Genomic DNA, 20,234 nt, shown 5'->3' on the forward strand with positions numbered 1-20,234 from the left:
CATCCACGCATGGCGTGGATCTTATCTCTTGCCAATCTGGCACCTTGGGTGCCGAGAGCCCGGCGTGGGCGACCGTGTGGATCCAGGTCTTGCGACCGAGAAGTAGCTTGGGTCCCCACGCCGGATTCTCCCTGAACCGCCCGAACAGTTGGTTGAGTTGGCGCTCGAACTGATAAGACTGGGCAAGCGGGGAGAGCTCTCGACCCTGTCAGCCTAGCGGAGTTCTGCCATGTTTGGGATCGGGATCGATGTGAGCAAAGCCACGCTGGATGTGGCCGTCCATGGAGAGCAGTTTCGCCAATTCAGCAACGACAAGCGCGGCTTTGTGCGCTTGATTCGGTGGCTGAAGACGTGGCCGATCAAGCAGGTCGTTCTTGAGGCAAGCGGGGGTTACGAGCGTGCTGCTCTGGATGTATTGCACGCCGCTGGCCTGCCGATGGTACGAATCAATCCGGCGCGTGCACGGCGATTTGCCCAAGGCACGGGCCGTGCCGCCAAGACCGATCGGCTCGATGCGACAGTGCTGGCACAGATGGCCCATTTGTTGCCGCTGACCCGCTACGTACCGCCTGCTCCTTGGCAGCAGCGTCTGGCTGAATTTGCGCAATGCCGCAGGCAACTGGTGCAGATGCGGGTCAGTGAGATGCAGCGCTTGCGGCGATTGGTCGATCCGGATCTGATTGCGATGAAGCAACGCCATATAGCTCAGCTATCTGACGACCTGAAGCAGTTGGATAAAGCTATTGCCGAGCAGCTTGAGGGGCAGCCTGGCTGGAAGAATATCGGCGCGCTCAAAGGCGTCGGCCCCATCCTGATCAGCACACTGGCCTGCGAGTTGCCCGAACTGGGCAGCTTGGGAAGCAAGGCCATAGCATCGCTGGTGGGATTGGCCCCGATGAACCGCGAAAGTGGCACCTGGCAGGGCCAACGGCGGATCAGTGGTGGGCGCGCGGTGGTACGCGAAGCCCTTTACATGGCGGCCCTGACGGCCATCCGGTACGAGCCAAGGCTGCGCGCGTTTTACGCTGGCCTGAAGGCCAAGGGCAAAGCGAGCAAGGTGGCGCTCGTGGCGGTCATGCGCAAAATGCTGGTGATCCTCAACGCCCGTAAGCGAGACGCCGAGGTGGCCCTCGGCTGCCCCTGACAAGACAGTTGCTACTGCAAGGCCATAGCATCGCTGGTGGGATTGGCCCCGATGAACCGCGAAAGTGGCACCTGGCAGGGCCAACGGCGGATCAGTGGTGGGCGCGCGGTGGTACGCGAAGCCCTTTACATGGCGGCCCTGACGGCCATCCGGTACGAGCCAAGGCTGCGCGCGTTTTACGCTGGCCTGAAGGCCAAGGGCAAAGCGAGCAAGGTGGCGCTCGTGGCGGTCATGCGCAAAATGCTGGTGATCCTCAACGCCCGTAAGCGAGACGCCGAGGTGGCCCTCGGCTGCCCCTGACAAGACAGTTGCTACTCGGGATGCATCCGGTAGATGGCGTGATTGGTCAGCGCCAGCGCCGCCAGCTTCAGCCCTTCCATCACGCGGTCGCCCACGTAGTGCTCGGGGCCGCCGTTCTGGCGGGCGCGCTCGGCGGCCAGCAGGATCTCGTTCACGATGCGCAGGCCGACCAATGCGCCATCGCTGTCGGCCAGCGCGAGGCGGCGGCCCGGCGGCTGGCCGCGCTCCGGCCAGGGTTGGCCGTCGGCGGCCGCGCCGCAGCCTATCTGGTGCAGCAACGCGATCAGGTTGTTGGGGTCGGGCTTTGCGCTCGCTTCCTCGCCCTCGTCGGCATTGGCCGGGGCGTATTGGGCGCGCAAAGGGGGAACATCCGAAGCGTTCATGGCAGGTCTCCGTGCAAGGCATGCGGGACGACCGCCCTTAACAAAGGCGGCGGACGGTACGTGTGTGGAAACCGGTGGTCGAGTAATCGTGACCGGCGGATGTGCTTGCGCACACCCCACGCACCGCCCGCCATGGAACGCGAACGGATTGCCAGCCGGCGCCGCTCAAGGCGACGCCGGCTGGCAAGCGCTTACATCACTCGACCAAACGGGTTTCCACACCCGGCCGCCCATTTTCGGCGGCAATCCATCATGCACATAGCCACCCGGCAAACGCCAAGCACGCCATGTGCAGACGGAGACATTCATGCAACGGCACTATTGTCGCATACCGCCTAAAGCAGCGGGCAGGCCCTGTTTTCAAGCGCTGGGGCGTGCCTCGCAGCGCAGAGGGGTTGGCGCGCTGTCAGTCAGCCATCCCATCAACGGCAAGCCGGGACAGACACCCGTCCATGCCAAAGCCGACATAGCACCCGCAGCGCTCAAGGGAAATCCAGTGAAACAGTCAGCGCGGTATTGGCATCGCCGGCGGTGATGACCGGCCCGGTCTGCCGGTAGCGCGCCACGAACGTCCGCTTCAACACCTTGGCAGTAGACTCCCCCTGCCCAAACTCCTCCAGCTGATAGAAGCGCTGCGGCGTCACGCCGTCTTCCTTCAGGAACTGGTAGCCCACCCCGCCCACACCGCCACTGGCCTCGACCACACCCTGCTCGCCATCCAGCACGGGGGTGGTCGGCACCATCTGGTAGTTCACCTGACCGACGCCGGCCTCGCACTCTAACTCTACCTCGAAAGTACGCTGACCAGCGGTACTGCCCTCGCCCCTAAAGGCGGCCAGCGCAATCGTCGGCATCCGGACGTTCTTCGCGCGGACGGAGCAGTATCGCCGGACGCCATTGTCCAGCGTTGCCCTACCTATTGACACATCAATGGCCAGCGGTCCGCCAACCACACCATCCTCGTATAGTCGAGTCTGTATGACCATATCCTGATACATCGTAATCCTGCCGAAGGGCACGTCCCCCATACGGATGAACTTTACGAAATAGCGCGCCCCCAGCGTGCCGCCCCCCGGGTCGCCAGCGCCACGATAGAGTTCGCGATCACTGGCATAGACCACGGGCTCGGGGGCACCAGACGTGTTTGCGAACCTCATGCCAAAGACGTACCAGATACCATCCGACCCTACAGAATTGCCTATCGGATAGGAGGTATACGTCTTACCATCCTCGACATAGGTGCCAGACCTGCCTCCATGCCCGGCAATACGGTAAGAAACCGTAGCGCCAGGGTCACAACGGAACTCCTGGGTGGTCCCGCCACCGTTCAGGGGAATCCATGGGGTCAAGCCCCCCCCGATAGGTACGTTGTAGCTGGTAAATCGCACCGGGTCGGGCGGAGACAACACTACCGCGGCGCCACCGGCCAAACCGCATACGGCCGCAGACGCTGGCCCGATGAGCAGCAGAGGCAGGATGCACAGTGCAAAGCACAGGGCAAAGCCATGCCAATGCCCGCAATACGTATGCTGTATTTCCCTTGGTCTGCCTTGTCCACCTCGCATGACGCATCCCTTGGTTACGTGCCAAAGCGCCAGCCGATTGTCCGCCGGAACCTGTGGACAGTGTGGTATGCAACATGAACGGGGGCAAGCGCCTTCTCCCCAGCGGATTGGGGCCGTCGATCAAAGACTGCGCTTGACCTCGTGCAGAGCGCCGTCGTCGTCAATCCACTCATAGCGCACGCCGGTAATCGGCCCCTGCATACCTGCGGGCGACGCCAAGAGCTTGTCCTCGCCTGGCGCCACGTGGAAGCTGCCGATCTCGGTTTCACCTGCGGCAGATACCAGCGCGAAACTGCCGAGATTGAAGTAGTGCAAAGCAGCATTGCTTACCACCAGCCCCTGTGCAGTGCGCCGGATCTGCACGTGGCTGTCAGGGTCCTGTGGCACGCCCACACCCGCCGGTCGGTACAGCAGCCGAAGGCGGATCCGCAGCGCAACCTGAACTTCGTTGGCGTCCTCATCCAAACTTCGCTTGGCCTTGGGCGGCACATCCAGCACATTCAACCAATACAAATGCTCACCCGTGTCCCGCGGCGCGACACCTGGAACGCTGCGGATGCGCAGCGCCTGCGACTTTCCCGGTTCCAGCCGCAGCAGTGGCTTGTCGATGATGAACGGCGCCCTCGAGGCTTCCGGAGGCTGATCACGGTCGCCATCGGAGACCCACACCTGCAGCAGCGAGGGCTGGTCGCCACCGTTTTTCAGCTGCACCGAAACCTCCTGAGCATCCGCCGGGTAGACCACACGGGTCGACTGCACGCTTACGTCCGCCATCGCCAACGCCGATACCAGGCACAGCGCGACTGCCGCAGCGCCGACGCACGAGCGAAATGTCTTGCGCATAGGAAACCTCCAGCGGAGCGCGCCCGGCGGGCAGGAGTGGCCAGTCGATGGTGCCATCCTAATGCTTGTCATCATCAAACTACAGGTCTACCCCGCAGAGCTGATCCGCCGCCCCTACCCCGGATCAGAGCGTACGAACCACCTCATGCAAGGTTCCCTGGTCATCAATCCAGGCAAAGCGAACGGCGCCGGGCCGGCTTGCATTTTGCGCAGGAAGCTCGATGGACACGGATCCCTGGGGAGGCACGGCCGGATTGTCCAGCTCTTGCTCCGCCCCACCTGTCCATCGGGCAAAGACATAGCCCAGGTTGATGTAGAAGGGCGAGGTATTCCGCAGCACCAGCTGCTGCCCGCCCGCGGATGCCTCAATGCGAAGCTGTGCCGGAGGGTCTGTTGGCTCGCCCAAACCTGGTGGGCGGTACAACAGCTTGTAACGGCTGCGGACCACCAGTTGCAGATGGCTGCCTTCCTTACCTGTCACCTGCGGCGGCACAGCCAGAACATTCAGCCAGTACAGATGCTCGCGATGATCGGTAGGCGCTGCGGAACGAAGCTGACGAATACGCACGTGTTTGCTTTTTCCCGCGTCGAGCCGCGCAACTGGGGGCGCCAACGCGAACGGCGCCCGCGACTGCTCAGGAGGCTGGTCTGCGGGGCCATCGGAAACCCAGGCCTGCACCAGCACCGGCTGCTCGCCCATGTTCTTCAGCGACACCGCCTGCTGTTCGCGATCGGCAGGAAACACGACGCGGCTGCCTTCCATCACCACTTGCGCCTGCGCGATGCCGGCGACACTGAGGATCGAAAGCAACCCAATCCATCGTCCCAGCCATACGCGCAGTGCAGTGCGATTATTGACCGGCATACGCATAATGACTCCTTCAATACTTTGCGAGCGAGGCGTAGCTCTCTCTACTCATGGATAATCGATGCGGTAGCGGACCGAGGTATTGGCTTCGCCAGTTCTCATATCCCGTGCGTTCACCGCAGTGCGGATATAGCGTGCGCCGAAGTTCTCGCTTCGCAGGCCATCGGCAGCACTGTTCCCGAACGGCTTTTCAGTGCCAATGGGCACCGGATCGCCATCCTTGTCCAGCAGCTGCAGGCCAACGCCCTGCGCGCCGCCCTCCACCTCCAGAATGCCCGCCGCGCGATCGTGGATGGCAGTGGTCAGCGCCTCCACGTAATAGTTGACCCTGCCGGCACCAACCTCGCAATCGAGCTCCACGGTGTAGGGAACCGTGGGACTTGCAGCACCTGGCCTGGTATAGGACGCGATGGCACCCACCCCCATGTGAACCGTCTTCGGCCGGACATGGCAGAGTGGAATATTGACCACCTCGAACGTGATATCCGGCACCTCCTGATACTGCGTCTGCTGGTTTGCGTCGTTCTGGTAGACGTTCGCGTACCCCACCCGATGTGCAGGTATCGTGTAACGACCGTCGCGTGGCGTGTTGTCCAGCTTGATGTAACGCGCCCGAAGCACATGACCAACATTGAAATGCTGGCTGACTGAGATTCTGTTGACAAATCTTCCGGCTCGAACCGGATATCTGCGGGTACCAGAGTCGCCGGCGCCGGGGTCATACACAAACACTGCCTCTACCGCGAAGATGATGCCAACACCTGGCAGGCCAGTGTCAAATACCCCATAGGTTTCGCCGCCTTCATCATGAAGCCTGACCTCGGTACCACTCCATTCAAGGGAATAGCGATGAGGGAGGGAACCCATGGCGGCGCACGTTACGAATGCCTTCTGTGGTGAACTCAGCCACGGTGACAGCGCTTCGCCCACATCCGCAGCGTTGACCACCAACCGGGCGTGCGGCAGCGGGAATTGCTCCGGGTTGACTGCGGGTTCATAGCAGACCGCCATTGCGTCAGCCGCGAGGAACATGCCGCTGCATAGGGCAGCAACCTTGATAAATCGCTTGTACATGATTATTTTCTCCTGCCGAGCGTATCGCCCGGATTGGTCAATCCCGCAGCTCCGCCAGCCCCGCACCAGGCTCAGTGCATTGGCTTGTCATCAGGTCGCCGGACGCGGCTCCATTCAGGTCGTACCGAATCCGGCACACCTGCGCCTCATCCTTACCGAAACGCACCTGCAGTTCGCCCTGCTCTTCCAGGCCGCGCACCCATAGGCGGCTGCCCTGCCCTACCACACCGACAACCTCACCGGCTTCGTTGGTGACGTCGCTACCAAACGGCAACGGCGTACCATCCGCCATCATGGCTTCAATTAGTGCGTTGCGCCCAACCTGGGTAGGCAACACCATCTTCACCACGGCACCCGCATTGGGAATGGCAGAGACCGAACCGGCCTCCAGTTCTACGTCCATCGAGAGATCGCTCGGATCAACATTCAGCTCATTGCGGCGGAACGGCGTCAGATAGGGCACCACGGCGTAGCCCCGCGAATCGGTCTTGACGCCAGTCATCGTGCTGATACCCGCGCCGACCGCACCCGGAATGTGGACAAGCCCCATGGTCTCGCCCATCTGCTGGGCCAGGGTCAGGCCCCCGCTGTGCAGCACCAGGCCGCCCGATGCGCCCACCGACAGCTGGCTGGCTGCCGACGTGCGGTTGTACGAGCCATTCACGCGCACGGTGGGCAGCTGGTAATCGGCGCTCACGCCATAGCTGGTTTCGCCATTGTCACGACTGACCGAGGCGCTGTAATTGCCTTGCCACTGTTCACCCAAGCTACCCGAGACACCCACACGCTGGCCGCTGCTGCCGTGGCTGTCACGGTTCAGGCCTACGTCCACGCGCGGTGCGACAGGTGCCTTGCCCAGCGGCATGTTGAAGCCCAGGTAGATACTGTTGCTGGCCTTGGCCGAGCTGCCGGTGAACAGATTGCTTTCCAACGTACGGCGCGCACTGATGCTGTAGCTGCCGCGCCACAAGCGATCACTGTAGCCCAGAGAAAAGCTGGTCTGCCGACGGTTCTCGGTCCAGTAGTCGGTGGTGCTGCCGGTGAAGTACAGCGAGCCACCCATCTCGCCCAGGCGTTGGTTGACAGTGAGGTCAAGCCGGCTGCGTTGGCGACTCGTCACAGTTCCAGCGCCTTCAGCCTGTGCCCGCAGGCGCATGGCGTCGGTCAGCGACAGGAAGTCGCTGGTGGAGTACCGATAGGCCGCCAGGGTGATATTGGTGTTGTTGGAGAACAGCGCTTTGTTGAACGCCACCCGGTACGACTGGCCACGACGGCGTTCTGCAGCGGCACTCTCGCTGCCCGGCAGGCGCGCATCGCTGAAGGTCACATCGCCAGAGAACGAGCCGACAGGCGTATTCAGCGCAGCCCCCAGCACCACGCCGGTGTAGCCTTCGGCCACCGTGGCACCGGCATAACCTGTCACGCGGTTGCTCAGGCCTCTACGCAGGGTGGCCTCCAGGAAGCGTGGCTTCTCGCTCCACACATCGTTGCGAAGTTCGCCGGCGGTGAAGCTGTAGCGTTGCTGTCCCGGGCGCAGCAATTGGGGCATGGCCGTGAACGGTATCTCGAACCGCTCCACACGGCCGTCGGCCTCGGTGACCTCCACTTCCAGGTCGCCACTGGCACCGGAGATCTGCAGGTCCTCGATCTCGAACGGGCCCGGCGCCACGGTGCTTTCGTGGATCACATAGCCGCGCTGACGGATGGTCACGCGCGCATTTGTCTGCGCGACGCCGCGCACAACGGGTGCGAACTGACGCAGCGAATCCGGAATCATGCGTGCATCGGAACTGATGTTGATGCCGCGGTAGTTCACGCCCTGCAGCATATCGCCCTGCGTGGATGCTTCTCCCAGCGTCAGCTGCGCCGCGAGCGAAGGCAGATTTCGCTTCAATGCAGTACGACCCGCCTGATATGACGTGCCGTTGGCATCGGAATGCTGCAGATAGCCCTTGTGACGCAGGCGCCACTCGCCCAGGTTCAGGCCGGCATCCACAGTCATGCTGGTGTGGGTGTACTCTTGGCCGCTGTTGCGCTGGCGGCTGTGGTTGACGCTGTAACCCAAGGTGACAGCATTGACCCCGGCCTCCCACTGACTGGGGTCCACCCAACCGCGGGGATTGCGAAGCAGATAGAGCTGCGGAATGCTGATCTTCAGCGCCTGCTCGCCGCTATCGAACTCCAGGCTGGCGCCCGGCACATAATTCGACAGCGCTACGCAGGCCGACTCGGCCGGCAACGGCAACAGATCCTGACCTTCCTCCGAAGCGCGCGCCGCATCCAGGCGCTTCTCGTTCAGCCCCATCAGCTCGAACAGCGCAGGATCCAGGCAGATGTGCACGGCATCGTCCGCACCGACACCTGCAACCACGTCCTGACGTCCCACCAGCACGCCATTGATAATGATGTCGGCAATGTAGGTGCCGGGCAGCAGCCCATCCTGCTCATATCGGCTGAGATCCAGCGAGGAGCCAGCCGACCCGAACAGCATGTCTGCATTGAATTCAACCTTGGGTGCTGCCCATGCAGTCATCGGCAGCAACGCGGCCACCACTGCCGCAGCCAATGGGCGGCGACATGGGGTATGAAGCAGGCGCTGATGGTTCATGGTCATCATCCGGTTGCGAGCACAGAGCATCGTTCCGCACGAGGCGGAGCACGACAGTGCTGTAGAGAAAGAGGTGCTCTTCAGTCGAGAGCCAAGGAAACCGTCTCTTCGGCCGCCGAACCGTATTCGGTGACAAACTTGAACGTGACTTCCGCATTGGCCGGCCGGGCCTTCAGACCGGGCACGGCGAACTGCTGCACGGCCTTGGGCTTGATGATGCCCACCTTGTCCGCCTCGATGCGTTTTCCTCCCACCAGCAACGCTGCACTTACAGTATTGACATGGAAGGGACTATCGTTGCGAACCTGCAGCGCCCAACTATGCCCCTGGGGAACCAGCGACCACTGCAGTTTCCCAATGGCGTCACCTGCAGCCTGGCCCTTCAGCGCCTCAGGCCTATAGAACAGCTTGATGCGATTTCGCACAGCGATCCGGATCTCGGACTGTGGCGAACCGGCCTCACTGCTGTGCCCGGGCATGTCCAGAACGTTCAACCAGAACACACTTTCGCGGTCCTGTGGCAACTCGGCTCCGATGTGCCGGATGCGAAACACCTGAGTCTTCCCGGCGCCAATACGAACCAATGGCGGCAATGCAGCGAACGGTGCACGGGAGGCCTCGGGGTCCGCATCGACCTCATACTCAGTCACCCAGACCTGTGCAAGTGCCGGAACATCAGCATGGTTCTTGGCACGTACACTGATTTCCTTGCTTGCTGCCGGATAGATGGCCCGATTGCCTTCAATCACGATACGAGCGTCTGCCGGGACGGAAGCCGAAGCGAAAAGGCCCATCGCCCCCCAGAACAGTGCACAACGAAGCAAACTAGCCATGGCGGGCTTCTCCTTTCGATCAAGGAGGGCGGAGCAGGCTTCGCTCCGCCCTGAGGGGGTGAATCAATAGTTGGAGACGTCGAAGATCATCTGTCCGGTGTAGGTGCCAGCCTGCATGGCGGTGGGGCCGCCGTCGCTGAGATAGCGGGCTTCGAAGGTGAAGTTCGCCTCACGAGTCGTTGCCGGAGGAGTACCGACATCGGTGGTGGCAGCGGTGATGCTGTCGCTCTGCAGGTTGATATCGTCGACGCTCGAGCCATTGACACGCAGGAGCTGGACCACAACGCCCGCCGCCGGATCGCCGGTGCCGGCGACGTGGGTGTTGGCGATGCGACCGTCTGCGGTCAGGCCAGCCTTGCGCACCAACAGCTCGGAGGTGTCACCGGCACACAGCGGTGCAGCGCCGGCGGCGCCGGAGGTCAATTTGACGTCGAAGCGGGTGCGACCAGCCTCGGCGTCTGCTGCCAGAGCCTCCTTGGTGATGGGCCGCAGAGCGACCGTGGCAGTGCCAGTGCCACCACCGATGGCGACGCTGCAGGCATCGGCAACGATCCGGCCGGTGAAGTTGACGGTGCCAGTCGAAGCGCTGGCCGAAGCAGCAGCGCCCAACGACAGCGCGGCAGACAGTGCCATTGCAAGCTTGTTCATGATGTTGAATTTCCTGTTTAGGAGTGGATTTGCGTTCAAGCCGCGCTAGGTCTGGGCTTGAGCGAAGGGCATTCCCTTCGAGAGGAAATGCTACGGAGGCCCCGTAACGGCAGGCATAGGACAACGACTAAAAATCCCAATGCCCACCGGTATGGAGCAAACGGGTTCAGAACGAGTAGCTCAGGCCCAGCGTTGCTTCACGCGAGACCAGGTCCAGGCTCATCCTCTCGTCCTGCAGGCCACGGGCATTGCCGAAGGTGTTCCAGCCGCTTTCGGTGCGGCCCAGGTCCGCGTAGCGATAGCCCAGGTCCGCGGCCATGTTGCTGCCCATAGCCACCGACACGCCGGCTCCCAGCGACCACGCCAGGCCGGTGCGGGTGGCCTTGGCGTACTGGCGGCCCTCATTGCCCTGCCAGCCGGCCGAGGTGATGTGCGAAAGACCGGCGCCAGCCATGCCGTACACCGACCACGCATCGTTGATGGCGAAGTCGCGGTACGCATTGAGCATCAGCCGCTGCGAACGCACGTCGTGGTGGTTGAGGCTGGTGTAGAAACCGCGGGAGCCACTGGTGTAGGTATCGCTGCGGCGGGCCACGTACTCGCCCCCGGTGCGCCAGATGTTGCAATGCGTATAGCCGAAGCCCAGCGACCCGGTGGCGAAGTGCTGGCGTTCATCGCCGCCAACGAATTGGCCGATGCCCTGGTCGCGCGCTGGCGTCCATGTTGGGAGCCTGGTGGTGGGCATCGATGATGCGAACGGTGGCATAGTGGCAGGCGGTTCCGGCCTGGGCCAGCTGCGGCAGCGAGCAGGCCAGCAGTGCCGACAGCGTCACCAATCGGTTCTTCATGGCGTCTCCGGTTATGGCGCGTGGAAGTCCGCCAGCGCACATGGCGCTGACGGAGGTGCGGCAGCGGTACGCGCCGCTCAGAGCTCCGGCTGCTTCACCCAGCTGCGGCGCTGTGCGTCGTAGCGGAACGTCACCGGCTTGCTGCCCAGGCTGTAGCCGCCGAGCTTGTAATAGCGAGAGTTGGAGCGATCCGAAGCCTGCAGGATGTCGCCTTCGATACCATCGGTCGGCAACAGCATCCGCTGCGGCGTGACGATGTCTTCGGCCGGGCCGTTCAGCACCAGATCGGTCCAGCGCTGCTCCAACATCGGCAGCTGGGCGGAGGTCGGCTGGAAGTGAGCACGGCCACGGCGGGCCTGCCAGGCACCTGTCGCTTGGTCAAAGACGAACGCGCAGATATCGCTGGCGGGGCAGGCTTGCGGAGCATTGCCATCCACACCCTTGACCGAAACGTCGTGCGATGTGTAATTGACCAGACCCAGAATGGCACCACCCGGCGCCCAGGCCGGAAGTCCTACGGAGGTCACCGCGTCGCGGGTTACGTGCACGTTGATGTGCCTCGCCTCCGTCATCTGCATCTCTGCATGCGGGCCGTCCTTCAGGACAAACCGGGCTGTGCCGTTGTCACTGCGCCCCCCCAGCATCCATCGCTTCTCTCTGTCGTTGTAGGTAAAGGTGGCGCGGGTACCATTCTCGACGGGAATGTAGGCCAGATCAGCGGCAGCAGTGGCAGCAGCGTCGAGACGGCTGGATTTCGCGGACGAAGAACTCAAGACGACCTCGTCATAAAGCCGCGGATTCTCGGGCAACTTCAGCTGGTCGGCGAAGTCGCTGCCCGAGATGCTGAAGTACAGCCTGGAGTAGCCCGATGGCATGGCGCCGCTGCCGCCATTCGTACTCGGGGTCAAATGGGCTTCAGCAGCCGACGCCGCGAACGGGGCCAGACACAGCAGGGTGGCGGTGCACAGAAGCTTGCGTGAAATCATGTTTGTCTCGTCTCTCTGTTGAGGGGCGCCGCACCAGATCGATAGAGCTGATCTGGCGTGGCCCTGCAACAATGCGCGGCGCGAGCAGCCGCGTCCTTCTGACGAGTACGATTTTCACGAGGCTTTCACAGTCGCGGGGCGAAGCGCGCTGACGCCTATGCTGCGACGCTACGTCAAACGCTTACGCCAGCTTCGAGACTGAGGCGTACACGCTCCGGTCTGCCCGGCCGTCGAGTTCGCGGGATGCGGGTTGGGCGCATCCACGCATGGCGTGGATCTACTGGTCTGTGCGGTCTTCGTGGCAGCTGCACGGTTCGATCACTACATCCGGCCAGCTGCTGCGCAACTGCCTGCGCTGCGCAGGCGAGGCGTAGAGGTAAGCGTTCAGCAGGTCCATGAAGCGCTTCTGACCGTGCGGGCTCAAGCGGACAAAGCTGGTCATCATGGCGGCAATGCGTACATCGAGCAGACGCGACACGGCGGCTCCGGCAGCAGGAGTGTTTGGCCTTTCCACCCTAGTCTCCTCGCCCACCGTTTCCATCGGACGACGTCTGATTTGCCTGGCTTCAACCTTCATCAGGCACCCGTGGGCCTTTCGCCAGGCGCGCGCCTTGTGATGCCGACACCATGCCTTCGCGCAGCGCGTACTCGAAGATTTCTGCCGTGCGCTTCAACCCCAGCTTGCGCATGGCCGAGTGCTTCTGCGTGCTGACGGTCTGGCGGCTTCGCTGCAGCTGCGCGGCAATCTCATTCTGCGTCATGCCCTCGGCGATCAACCGCACCACTTCCGCTTCGCGACGGGTCAGCGCAGGCTGCTCCAGGGAATCACCCCCCAGCTGCCGCTGGATATCGGCAGAAAGGTAGCCCTGCCCGGCCTTCGCGGCACGGATGGCGAGCACCAGTTCCGCGATCGGGTCTGCCTTGGCAACAATGCAATCAACACCTGCCTTGCCGATGCTGGTCAGCACCTGCTTGCCGCCCACCCCGGTCAGGACAACCAGCGGCACCGAAGAGAAGCGTCGGCGCAGGAAACCGACCAACGCCACTCCGTCGCCATACTGGCCACCGGGCATGGAGTAATCGGTCACCGCCACATCCACCGGCAACTTGCCAAGCGCATTCACCAATGCCGTAGAATCATCGACGCCGGCAACCACCTCGATGTCGGGCACCTCGCCCAAGGCCTCGCGTACGCCGGCCAGTATCACGGGATGATCATCAGCGATGACGATGCGGATGCTCATGTTGCATTCTCCTTGAAGCGGTTCGTATTTCCTGCTGCGTTGCCAGCCACCCATTGGACGACCGGGCAATCCCTTTGATGAATCATCTCGCCATCCGCGTAGCGCTCGCCGACGATCACCCCGTCATCCGCCTTGGCTTGCGCAGCGCGCTGGATGAAGCCCCTGCCCTGCATTGCATTGGCGCAGTGAGCAATTCCACTGAGCTGTTCGCGTTGCTGCGTCTCGAACCGTGCGACGTGCTGGTAACCGACTTCGCGATGCCGGGCGGCGAGCACGGTGACGGGCTGGACATGTTGCGATTGCTGCTGGCGACGTACCCTGAACTGCGCATCGTCGTGATGACCGGCCTGGACCAGCCCGGCCTGCTGCACCAGATCGAGGCGCTGGGTGTGCACGGCATCCTGAGCAAGGGCGACGACCTGCAGCATGTGCCGCCGGCGATCATGGCGGTCTACGCCCAGCGCCGTTACCTTTCGCCCAGCGTGGCCGAGGTGCTGCAGCGCAAAGAGTCGCGCCGGGTGACCGAATTGTCTCCGCGGGAGCAGGAAGTGGTCAGCCTGGTCATCCAGGGCTTCAGCGTTGCGGAAATCGCCATCAAGCTTGACCGGAAGAAGCAGACGATCAGCACGCAGAAGATCAATGCCATGCGCAAGCTGGGCGTCGAGCGTGACGCCGAGCTGCACAAGTTCGCGGTCGAACTGGGGCTCAAGCCTGCCGCGCACTGACGGCGCCCCCGTGGCCGCAGGTGTGATCACGGGTCCCGCTCCAGTTCCTGCCGGTACTCATCAAGCCGCTGTTGCAGCGCCCGCACCAGCGCATCCATCTGCTCGGCGCTGACCGACTCGCCATCACGCAGTGCGTGCTCGACCGCGCCGCATTGTTCGGCCAGGGCGACTTCGCCGAGCATCTGCAACGCCCCCTTGAATCCATGCACGCGGTCCAGCAGCTGCTGTAGATCGTTCGCTGCGCGTGCCTGGGCGATGGCCAGGAGATCCTTGTCGCCGGTCTCCACGAAGATGCGTCGTATGGCCGCCGAGAGCTTGCGGCTGGGCGGCGCCGGGGCTGCCACCTGCGGCGTGCTGGCATGCACCTTGGTCAGGCCGGCCTCCAGCCGATCAAGATTCAGCGGCTTCAGCAGGAGATCATCGATGCCCGCAGCCAGGCAGCGCTCACGCTCGCTGGCCAACGCGGTGGCGGTGATGGCAAGGATCGGCAGCGACTGGCCGCGCCCGCGCAACGCTCGTGCCAGCGCGTAGCCATCCATCACCGGCATGTTGATGTCGGTCAGTACGGCCAGGTAGGTATCGTCCTGCCACAGCGCCAGTGCGGCCTGGCCATCTTCGGCGGCGTCGACGGCAAAGCCGAGTTCTTCCAGCTGTTGCTGGATCAGCTCGCGGTTCACGGCATTGTCCTCCACCAGCAGCACCCGTCCGCGTGCATCGACGGCGCTTGCAGGCAGTGGAGCCGGTGCCGGCGCCTTGAGTTCGTCGACCCCCAGCGCTGCCAGAAGTGCGTCACTGGCGTAGCAGGTCACCTCGGTGTAATCGCCACGCTGTTCCGGCAGCAGCGGCCCCTGCGCGTGTGCGAACACGGTGCGGTGGTGCGCGGATGCCAGCTGCTGTTCATCCTCGCGCGGCCACGGGCGATGATCGCCCACGATCAGCAGCACGTCGCCGACGACGTCGCTCTGCGGCTGGTCCAGCACGCGCACGTCGGCGCCCCACCCGGCCATCAGGCGCTCGAATTCGTTGCGCCATTCCGGCGTGGATGAGAGCACCGTCACGTGCTTGCCGTTCACCGGCTGTGCGGGAGGAAGGACGGCTGGCTGCACGCGTATCGGCAATTCCAGCGTGAAGCTGCTACCCACCCCCACGGTGCTCTGCACCGAGACACGGCCTCCCATCGCCTGTGCCAGTTGCTGGCACAGCGCCAGTCCCAGGCCACTGCCCCCATAGCGGCGGGATACGCTGGCATCGGCCTGCTGGAACGGCTGGAACAGTTGCGCAGCCTGTTCGGGCGCCATGCCGATGCCGGAATCCACCACCTGCACCCGCAGCCCGGCACTCCCGCCCTCGACCACGAGTTCCGAACGCAGCTGGATACGCCCGGACGCCGTGAACTTCACGGCATTGCTGACCAGGTTGTTGAGGATCTGGCGGATGCGGTGCGCGTCGCCGATGCAGTCCTGCGCGGCCGGTGCCTCCACCGCGAAGTACAGGCGAACCCCCTTGCGCACTGCGTCGGGCGCATACAGCAGGGCCACGCTTTCGATGAGCGGCCGCAACGCGAAGGCTGCCGGCTCGATATCCAGCTGGCCCGCCTCGATCTTGGAGAAGTCGAGGACATCGCTGATGATGCGCATCAGCGCGTCGGCCGAGAAGCGGATGCGCTCCAGGCGCTCGCGCTGGCTCGGCTGCAGCGGCGATCGGCCGAGAAGTTCGAGATGCCCGAGCACCCCGTTGAGTGGCGTGCGGATCTCGTGGCTCATGGTGGCCACGAAGGCCGACTTGGCCCGTGTTGCAGCCTCGGCGGATTGCCGCGCTGCTTCGGAATCCTCGCGGGCGCGGCGCAGGTTCTCCTCGAGTTCCAGCTGGGCGGTGACATCGCGCAATGCGCAGACCCACACTGCCTGGTCGTGGTAGCGGGCCATCGCCATGCTGATCTGCAGCTGCGTGGCGTCGCCCTCATCGGCCGACCATTGCAGTTCAAGCGATTCATCGCCCTGGACACCGCGCCCCACCTCGGCCAGGCGAGCGTACAGGGGCGCCACAGCTCCGGTTGCGGCCTCGCCCTGACCCTCACCCGTACCCACGCCAAGGACCATCTGCCGGGCGGTCTCGTTCTGCAGCAGTGGGCGACCATCATCGCGCGCCAGCAGCGCCAACCCGATCGGCGCCGTACTGATGATGGCGCGACTGAGGGCTTCGCTTTCATAGACGCGCGAGGCATCGGCCAGCGCCGGAGTGAATACGCGGCGATCGATACGACGCAGCAGCCACCACAACAGGGCGATGATCAGCAGCGCGCTGATCCAGCGTGCCAGCAGGTAGTTGCCCTGCGCCTGCCAGATATCGCGCCAGTCGTAGACGTGGCTCAATGTCCAGTCCACTCCGGGCAGGGTGCAGGCCAGGATGAAGCGCCCGCTGGAGTACTCGCGCGATGGCTTGGTGCCCAGCCCTGCTGCGAGCGCCCCCATCGCCAATGCCTGCTCCTGCTGGGTCAGGCCGCCACTACTGAGCACAACGCTGCGGTCGGCCGTGGCGACCAGGTAACGCCCCTCCTCGCGCGCTTCCAGGCGAGACCGGATGGTGTTGATCGATTCAAACACCACGCGCCTGAAATACGGCGTGGTGCCCTCGGCCATGGTGACCACGCCCACCAGCGAAGGTTGGCCATTGAACGGATTGACCGCATAGTGCGAATACAGGCGCCCCTCGCGGGTCGCCGAGCGGATCGGACCCGGTCGTGGCGCCAGCCGGCGCACGTCGGGCTCGTCGCGCAGCAACCGCGCAAACGCCTGCTGCCGGGTCGCAACACCCAACGCCTGCAGCAACTGCGCCTCATCGCGCACGTTGGACACTGCCAGCAGCCGTCCCTGCGGCTCGTAGGCATAGGCCATCACCGCGCCGGGCGCTTCCTGCGAGGTGATGGAATCGGCGGTGTACGCCGAATACACCTCGATCATGCCCAGATAAGCACTGAGCTCATCGTCTGGCAGCGGGTTGTCGGACAGCCCCAGCACCAGCCAGGGAACCGCAGTACGCCCTTCGGCACGCACCACCAGTTCACTGCCCTGTGCCTGGAAGCGCTGCGCCAACGGCGCGCCGGTGTGCTGCAGCACGGGACGCTGGTCACGCCACAGCACGTCGTTGCCGTTGATGACCGTCGCGTAGGCGCGGTCGCGTTGGTACAGGAAATAGTCCAGCGCGGCGCGGGCCTCGAGGAAGGACTGCCGCTCACGGCCATGGAACTCTTCGACATCCGCGATGGAGCTGACGATGGCCGCCAGCAGTACCAGTGCCGTGATCAACGCGCCCCCCCCCAACAACAGGCGCTTGCGCAGGCGACGCAGATCGCCGAGACGCGCAGCGGCGGCCGTCCCGCCGTTGGTCGACACGGATTCGGAGCCTGCCATCACATTGATCCTGAATTGGGCGCCCATGCAATTTATCCGATTACGTCAGGAACTGGCAGTTGTGGCTCTGTTTTGGCGTGAGCACCCAGCAGGGCCTGGCACAACGATTCGCTTGCGTAGCAGGACACGATCTGACCGTCGCCCTCGGCCATGGGCCGCAGCGGCCCGTCCCGGCAGACGCGTATCCACGGACGCCCGGAGCGAAGGATCGCGACCCACTGTGTCGGCGCAGGTTCGAATACCACCAGCACCCGGGCTTCATCCGGGATGTCGGACAGCAGATCGCACGCGGCCTGGCTGGGCGCCAGCACCTGGGCGCCCCAGCCACGCAGGCGGCGGTCCAGCTCCTCCCGCCACGGGCCGACGGCGGCCAGCAACCCGACCCTGCGTCCGGCCAGCGGCACCGCCGGCGGCTGCGTAACCGAAGTCAACAGCGGCACCTCGAAGACGAATCGGCTGCCCACCCCGGCGGTGCTTTCCACCCAGATCCGCCCGCCCATGCGCTCGCACAGCTGCTGGCACAGCGCCAGGCCCAGCCCGGATCCGCCAAACCTGGACAGGATGGAGCTGTCGGCCTGAACGAAGGGCTGGAACAGCCGCTCGCAGTCGATCGGGCTGAGCCCGATACCGGAATCGGCTGCTTCCAGCTGCAGCCAGGCCTGCTCCCCCTCCTTGCGACAGGTCACACCCAGCTGCACCCGCCCGGAGGCGGTGAACTTCAACGCGTTGCTGGCCAGGTTGCGCAGCACGCGCTCGACGGCCGCCATCGGTGCAACCGCCCCCTCGGGTACGTGCGGCCCCACCACGCAATCCAGCTGCAGGCCCTTGGCCTGTGCAATCGGCGCATACAGCAGCGCCACCCGCTCCAGCAACGCGGTCGGCGAGAAGCGCTCCGGCACCAGTGTCCACTGCCCCGATTCGATACGCGACAGGTCCAGCACGTCGCAGATGACATCCATCAACGAATCAGCGGACTGCCGCAGCCGCAGCACCCGCTCCATGGCCTCCGGTGGCAGCGGCGCACGCGCAAGCAGCTCCATATGGCCGATGATGCCGTGCAGCGGTGTCCGGATCTCGTGACTCATGGCCGCCACGAAATGCGACTTGGCGCGGCTGCAGGCTTCGGCCGCTGAAGTGCGCTGCTGCTCGCCCTGCAGCGCCCGCTGATCCTCACTGACATCCTCCACCATCAACAGCACGCCATCCGGCCATGCGTGGCCACCGCAGTGGATGTGCGTGCGATGGAACAGCTGCTGCTGAGGATCATGTGCCAATGCCAGAGCGCCCTCGACGGCCGCCGGGCCATGGGCAAGGTCCGCAGCAACCGCAGCCGCGCGCAGTTGCGTGATCAGCTTGCCACCGCTGGCGAGATCCATCCGCTGCAGGGGCGCGTTGAGGTCCCTCACTTCGCCGGTACGGGCATCGAGCAGGGCCACCCCCACCGGCACGTACTCCAACAGCAGCCGCAGGCGCTGATCGCGGGCGTAGATCGCTTTCACCTGGCGCAGCGCCGGCACGTACATGCGCCGATGCAGCCAGAGCAGGAATATCCATAGGACCGCCAGGGCGGCGACCAGCGACGCGCCACCGGACAGCAGCATCGGCGCGATCCCGCGCAGGATATCGCCCCAGCTGTAGGTTTCCACCAGCGTCCATGGCGTACCCACGACCGCCAGGGCCAGCGTGAAGCGGCCATTGTGGAAGCGGGCGCGGGTTGCGTGCCCCAGCAGTACCCAATCGGCGTCCGCGCTACGCGCAGCGGCCTTCGCCGTGGGCACGTTGCTGGCCAGTACGCGCAGGCCCTCGCGATCGAGCAGCTCCAGATGACCCTGGCTGTTGCGCTGTAGCAGCGCCTGCAGGCGCGACAACGGCTCATAGGCCACGAAGATCGCAATCGGCGCACCCTCGGCGCTGGCCTGGAACACCGACACCAATGAGGGTTCACCGCTGATCGGATGGCGCCCGAAGCTGCGCTCGGGTGCATTGTCGCGCTCCACGCTTTCCAGTCGCGGGACCTGGTCATGCAGGGAAACCGGCGCGAGCAGCTGGGCCGGCGCGCGCAGGTGCTCGAATACCTCGCTGCGCGACCGGGCGGCAAGCGCGTCTTTCAGGCTCCGCTCGGTCAACCCCTTGTCCAGCGACAGGTACTGGCCACTGGGGTCGAAAAAGTACGATGCACCTGCCGGCTCATCGTCGTCCGGGGTCTGGGTCAGGCGCTGGATCAGCGAGACCGCTGCACTCAGCTGCAGGTAGCGTTTCAGCGATTGCGGGCTCCAGGCCAGTGTTTCCAGGCCCAGCGCCATCTGTGGCCGGCTGCTTTCGTCGGCCACCACCATCAGCCGCTGGCCGCCGTCCAGATAGCTCTGGTACATCGCTTCCGGGCTTGCCTGGCCAAGCTGCACGTTATGACCCCAGGCGTACTCGGCCATGTTCGCCAAGCGTCGGTAACTGGCGTCCTGGCGTGCCAGCTGGATCTGCAGTGCATTGTGCGCACGCCGGAAGTCAGCGATCCGGCGCGCTTCGTAACCATTGACCTGGACCACGATCAGCGTGATCAGCACACTGATCGCCAGCAGGCTGAGCACGGCACCGCAGGCCAGCATCAGCCGCCGTGGATACCGGCGCAACGCCTGCAGCTCATCCTGGCCGCGCGATGCCTCCCCCGCACTGGCGTGAGGAGGGCGCAGGGAAGCTGCGTCGGGCGGCGGCGTGAAGGGCATGGCGGCGGTTTCCCGAGGTTCACCAGCAATTGGGA

At 64.2% G+C, this 20,234-nt stretch carries 17 protein-coding genes and 1 pseudogene; 3 read left to right on the plus strand and 15 right to left on the minus strand.

Annotated elements, in window-relative coordinates:
- Positions 1-229: 229 nt before the first annotated feature.
- On the plus strand, positions 230-1,144 hold the full coding sequence (locus tag JLDANKMP_RS11925; RefSeq protein WP_005407612.1) for an IS110-like element ISStma6 family transposase: 915 nt from the start codon (positions 230-232) through the stop codon (positions 1,142-1,144).
- 18 nt (positions 1,145-1,162) lie between these two features.
- Positions 1,163-1,444 (plus strand): annotated as a pseudogene (locus JLDANKMP_RS11930) (transposase); the annotation flags it as partial.
- Between the two features lie 11 nt (positions 1,445-1,455).
- Here the strand turns inward: JLDANKMP_RS11930 and JLDANKMP_RS11935 are convergent.
- From JLDANKMP_RS11935 to JLDANKMP_RS22275, 13 genes are all read right to left on the minus strand, one after another.
- A complete protein-coding gene (locus tag JLDANKMP_RS11935) occupies positions 1,456-1,827 on the minus strand; it encodes a hypothetical protein (protein ID WP_212561188.1) in 372 nt (123 codons plus the stop codon).
- Positions 1,828-2,309: 482 nt separating this feature from the next.
- Positions 2,310-2,984, minus strand: a complete 675-nt coding sequence (locus tag JLDANKMP_RS11940; protein WP_249336894.1) for a fimbrial protein — start codon at positions 2,982-2,984, stop codon at positions 2,310-2,312.
- A 528-nt stretch (positions 2,985-3,512) separates the two neighbouring features.
- Complete coding sequence (locus JLDANKMP_RS11945) at positions 3,513-4,235, minus strand: molecular chaperone (protein WP_212561189.1); 723 nt, start codon at positions 4,233-4,235, stop codon at positions 3,513-3,515.
- Between the two features lie 124 nt (positions 4,236-4,359).
- A complete protein-coding gene (locus JLDANKMP_RS11950; protein ID WP_212561190.1) occupies positions 4,360-5,106 on the minus strand; it encodes a molecular chaperone in 747 nt (248 codons plus the stop codon).
- Between the two features lie 45 nt (positions 5,107-5,151).
- Positions 5,152-6,177 carry a fimbrial protein gene (locus tag JLDANKMP_RS11955; RefSeq protein WP_212561191.1) on the minus strand — a complete coding sequence of 342 codons (1,026 nt, stop codon included), beginning with the start codon at positions 6,175-6,177 and terminating at the stop codon, positions 5,152-5,154.
- Positions 6,178-6,214: 37 nt separating this feature from the next.
- Positions 6,215-8,785 carry a fimbria/pilus outer membrane usher protein gene (locus tag JLDANKMP_RS11960; RefSeq protein ID WP_249336895.1) on the minus strand — a complete coding sequence of 857 codons (2,571 nt, stop codon included), beginning with the start codon at positions 8,783-8,785 and terminating at the stop codon, positions 6,215-6,217.
- An 80-nt stretch (positions 8,786-8,865) separates the two neighbouring features.
- A complete protein-coding gene (locus JLDANKMP_RS11965) occupies positions 8,866-9,618 on the minus strand; it encodes a fimbria/pilus periplasmic chaperone (protein ID WP_212561193.1) in 753 nt (250 codons plus the stop codon).
- Positions 9,619-9,681: 63 nt separating this feature from the next.
- A complete protein-coding gene (locus JLDANKMP_RS11970; protein ID WP_212561194.1) occupies positions 9,682-10,266 on the minus strand; it encodes a type 1 fimbrial protein in 585 nt (194 codons plus the stop codon).
- 166 nt (positions 10,267-10,432) lie between these two features.
- A complete protein-coding gene (locus tag JLDANKMP_RS11975; RefSeq protein ID WP_249336896.1) occupies positions 10,433-11,011 on the minus strand; it encodes an outer membrane beta-barrel protein in 579 nt (192 codons plus the stop codon).
- 180 nt (positions 11,012-11,191) lie between these two features.
- The gene (locus JLDANKMP_RS11980) at positions 11,192-12,100 is read right to left on the minus strand and encodes a hypothetical protein (RefSeq protein WP_212561195.1); all 909 of its coding nucleotides are present in this window, start codon (positions 12,098-12,100) and stop codon (positions 11,192-11,194) included.
- A gap of 277 nt (positions 12,101-12,377) precedes the next feature.
- Positions 12,378-12,677, minus strand: a complete 300-nt coding sequence (locus JLDANKMP_RS11985) for a hypothetical protein (RefSeq protein WP_212561196.1) — start codon at positions 12,675-12,677, stop codon at positions 12,378-12,380.
- On the minus strand, positions 12,667-13,344 hold the full coding sequence (locus JLDANKMP_RS11990; RefSeq protein ID WP_212561197.1) for a response regulator transcription factor: 678 nt from the start codon (positions 13,342-13,344) through the stop codon (positions 12,667-12,669). The genes JLDANKMP_RS11985 and JLDANKMP_RS11990 overlap by 11 nt, the downstream gene beginning before the upstream one ends.
- Entirely contained in the window at positions 13,341-13,517 is a 177-nt protein-coding gene (locus JLDANKMP_RS22275; RefSeq protein ID WP_249336934.1) for a hypothetical protein, read from the minus strand. The genes JLDANKMP_RS11990 and JLDANKMP_RS22275 overlap by 4 nt, the downstream gene beginning before the upstream one ends.
- On the opposite strand from JLDANKMP_RS22275, the gene JLDANKMP_RS11995 reads away from it, so the two are divergent.
- Positions 13,482-14,069 carry a response regulator transcription factor gene (locus JLDANKMP_RS11995; RefSeq protein ID WP_249336916.1) on the plus strand — a complete coding sequence of 196 codons (588 nt, stop codon included), beginning with the start codon at positions 13,482-13,484 and terminating at the stop codon, positions 14,067-14,069. The two genes, JLDANKMP_RS22275 and JLDANKMP_RS11995, sit on opposite strands and share 36 nt — an antisense overlap.
- A 26-nt stretch (positions 14,070-14,095) precedes the next feature.
- Here JLDANKMP_RS11995 and JLDANKMP_RS12000 read toward each other — a convergent pair whose 3' ends face one another.
- Positions 14,096-17,479, minus strand: coding sequence for a hybrid sensor histidine kinase/response regulator (locus JLDANKMP_RS12000; RefSeq protein ID WP_212561199.1), 3,384 nt, complete (start codon positions 17,477-17,479; stop codon positions 14,096-14,098).
- 32 nt (positions 17,480-17,511) lie between these two features.
- Entirely contained in the window at positions 17,512-20,199 is a 2,688-nt protein-coding gene (locus JLDANKMP_RS12005) for an ATP-binding protein (protein ID WP_212561200.1), read from the minus strand.
- Between the last annotated feature and the right edge of the window lie 35 nt (positions 20,200-20,234).

Origin of the sequence: Stenotrophomonas sp. PE591 (genome assembly GCF_018320795.1) — a bacterium.
GTDB classification, from domain to species: domain Bacteria; phylum Pseudomonadota; class Gammaproteobacteria; order Xanthomonadales; family Xanthomonadaceae; genus Stenotrophomonas; species Stenotrophomonas maltophilia.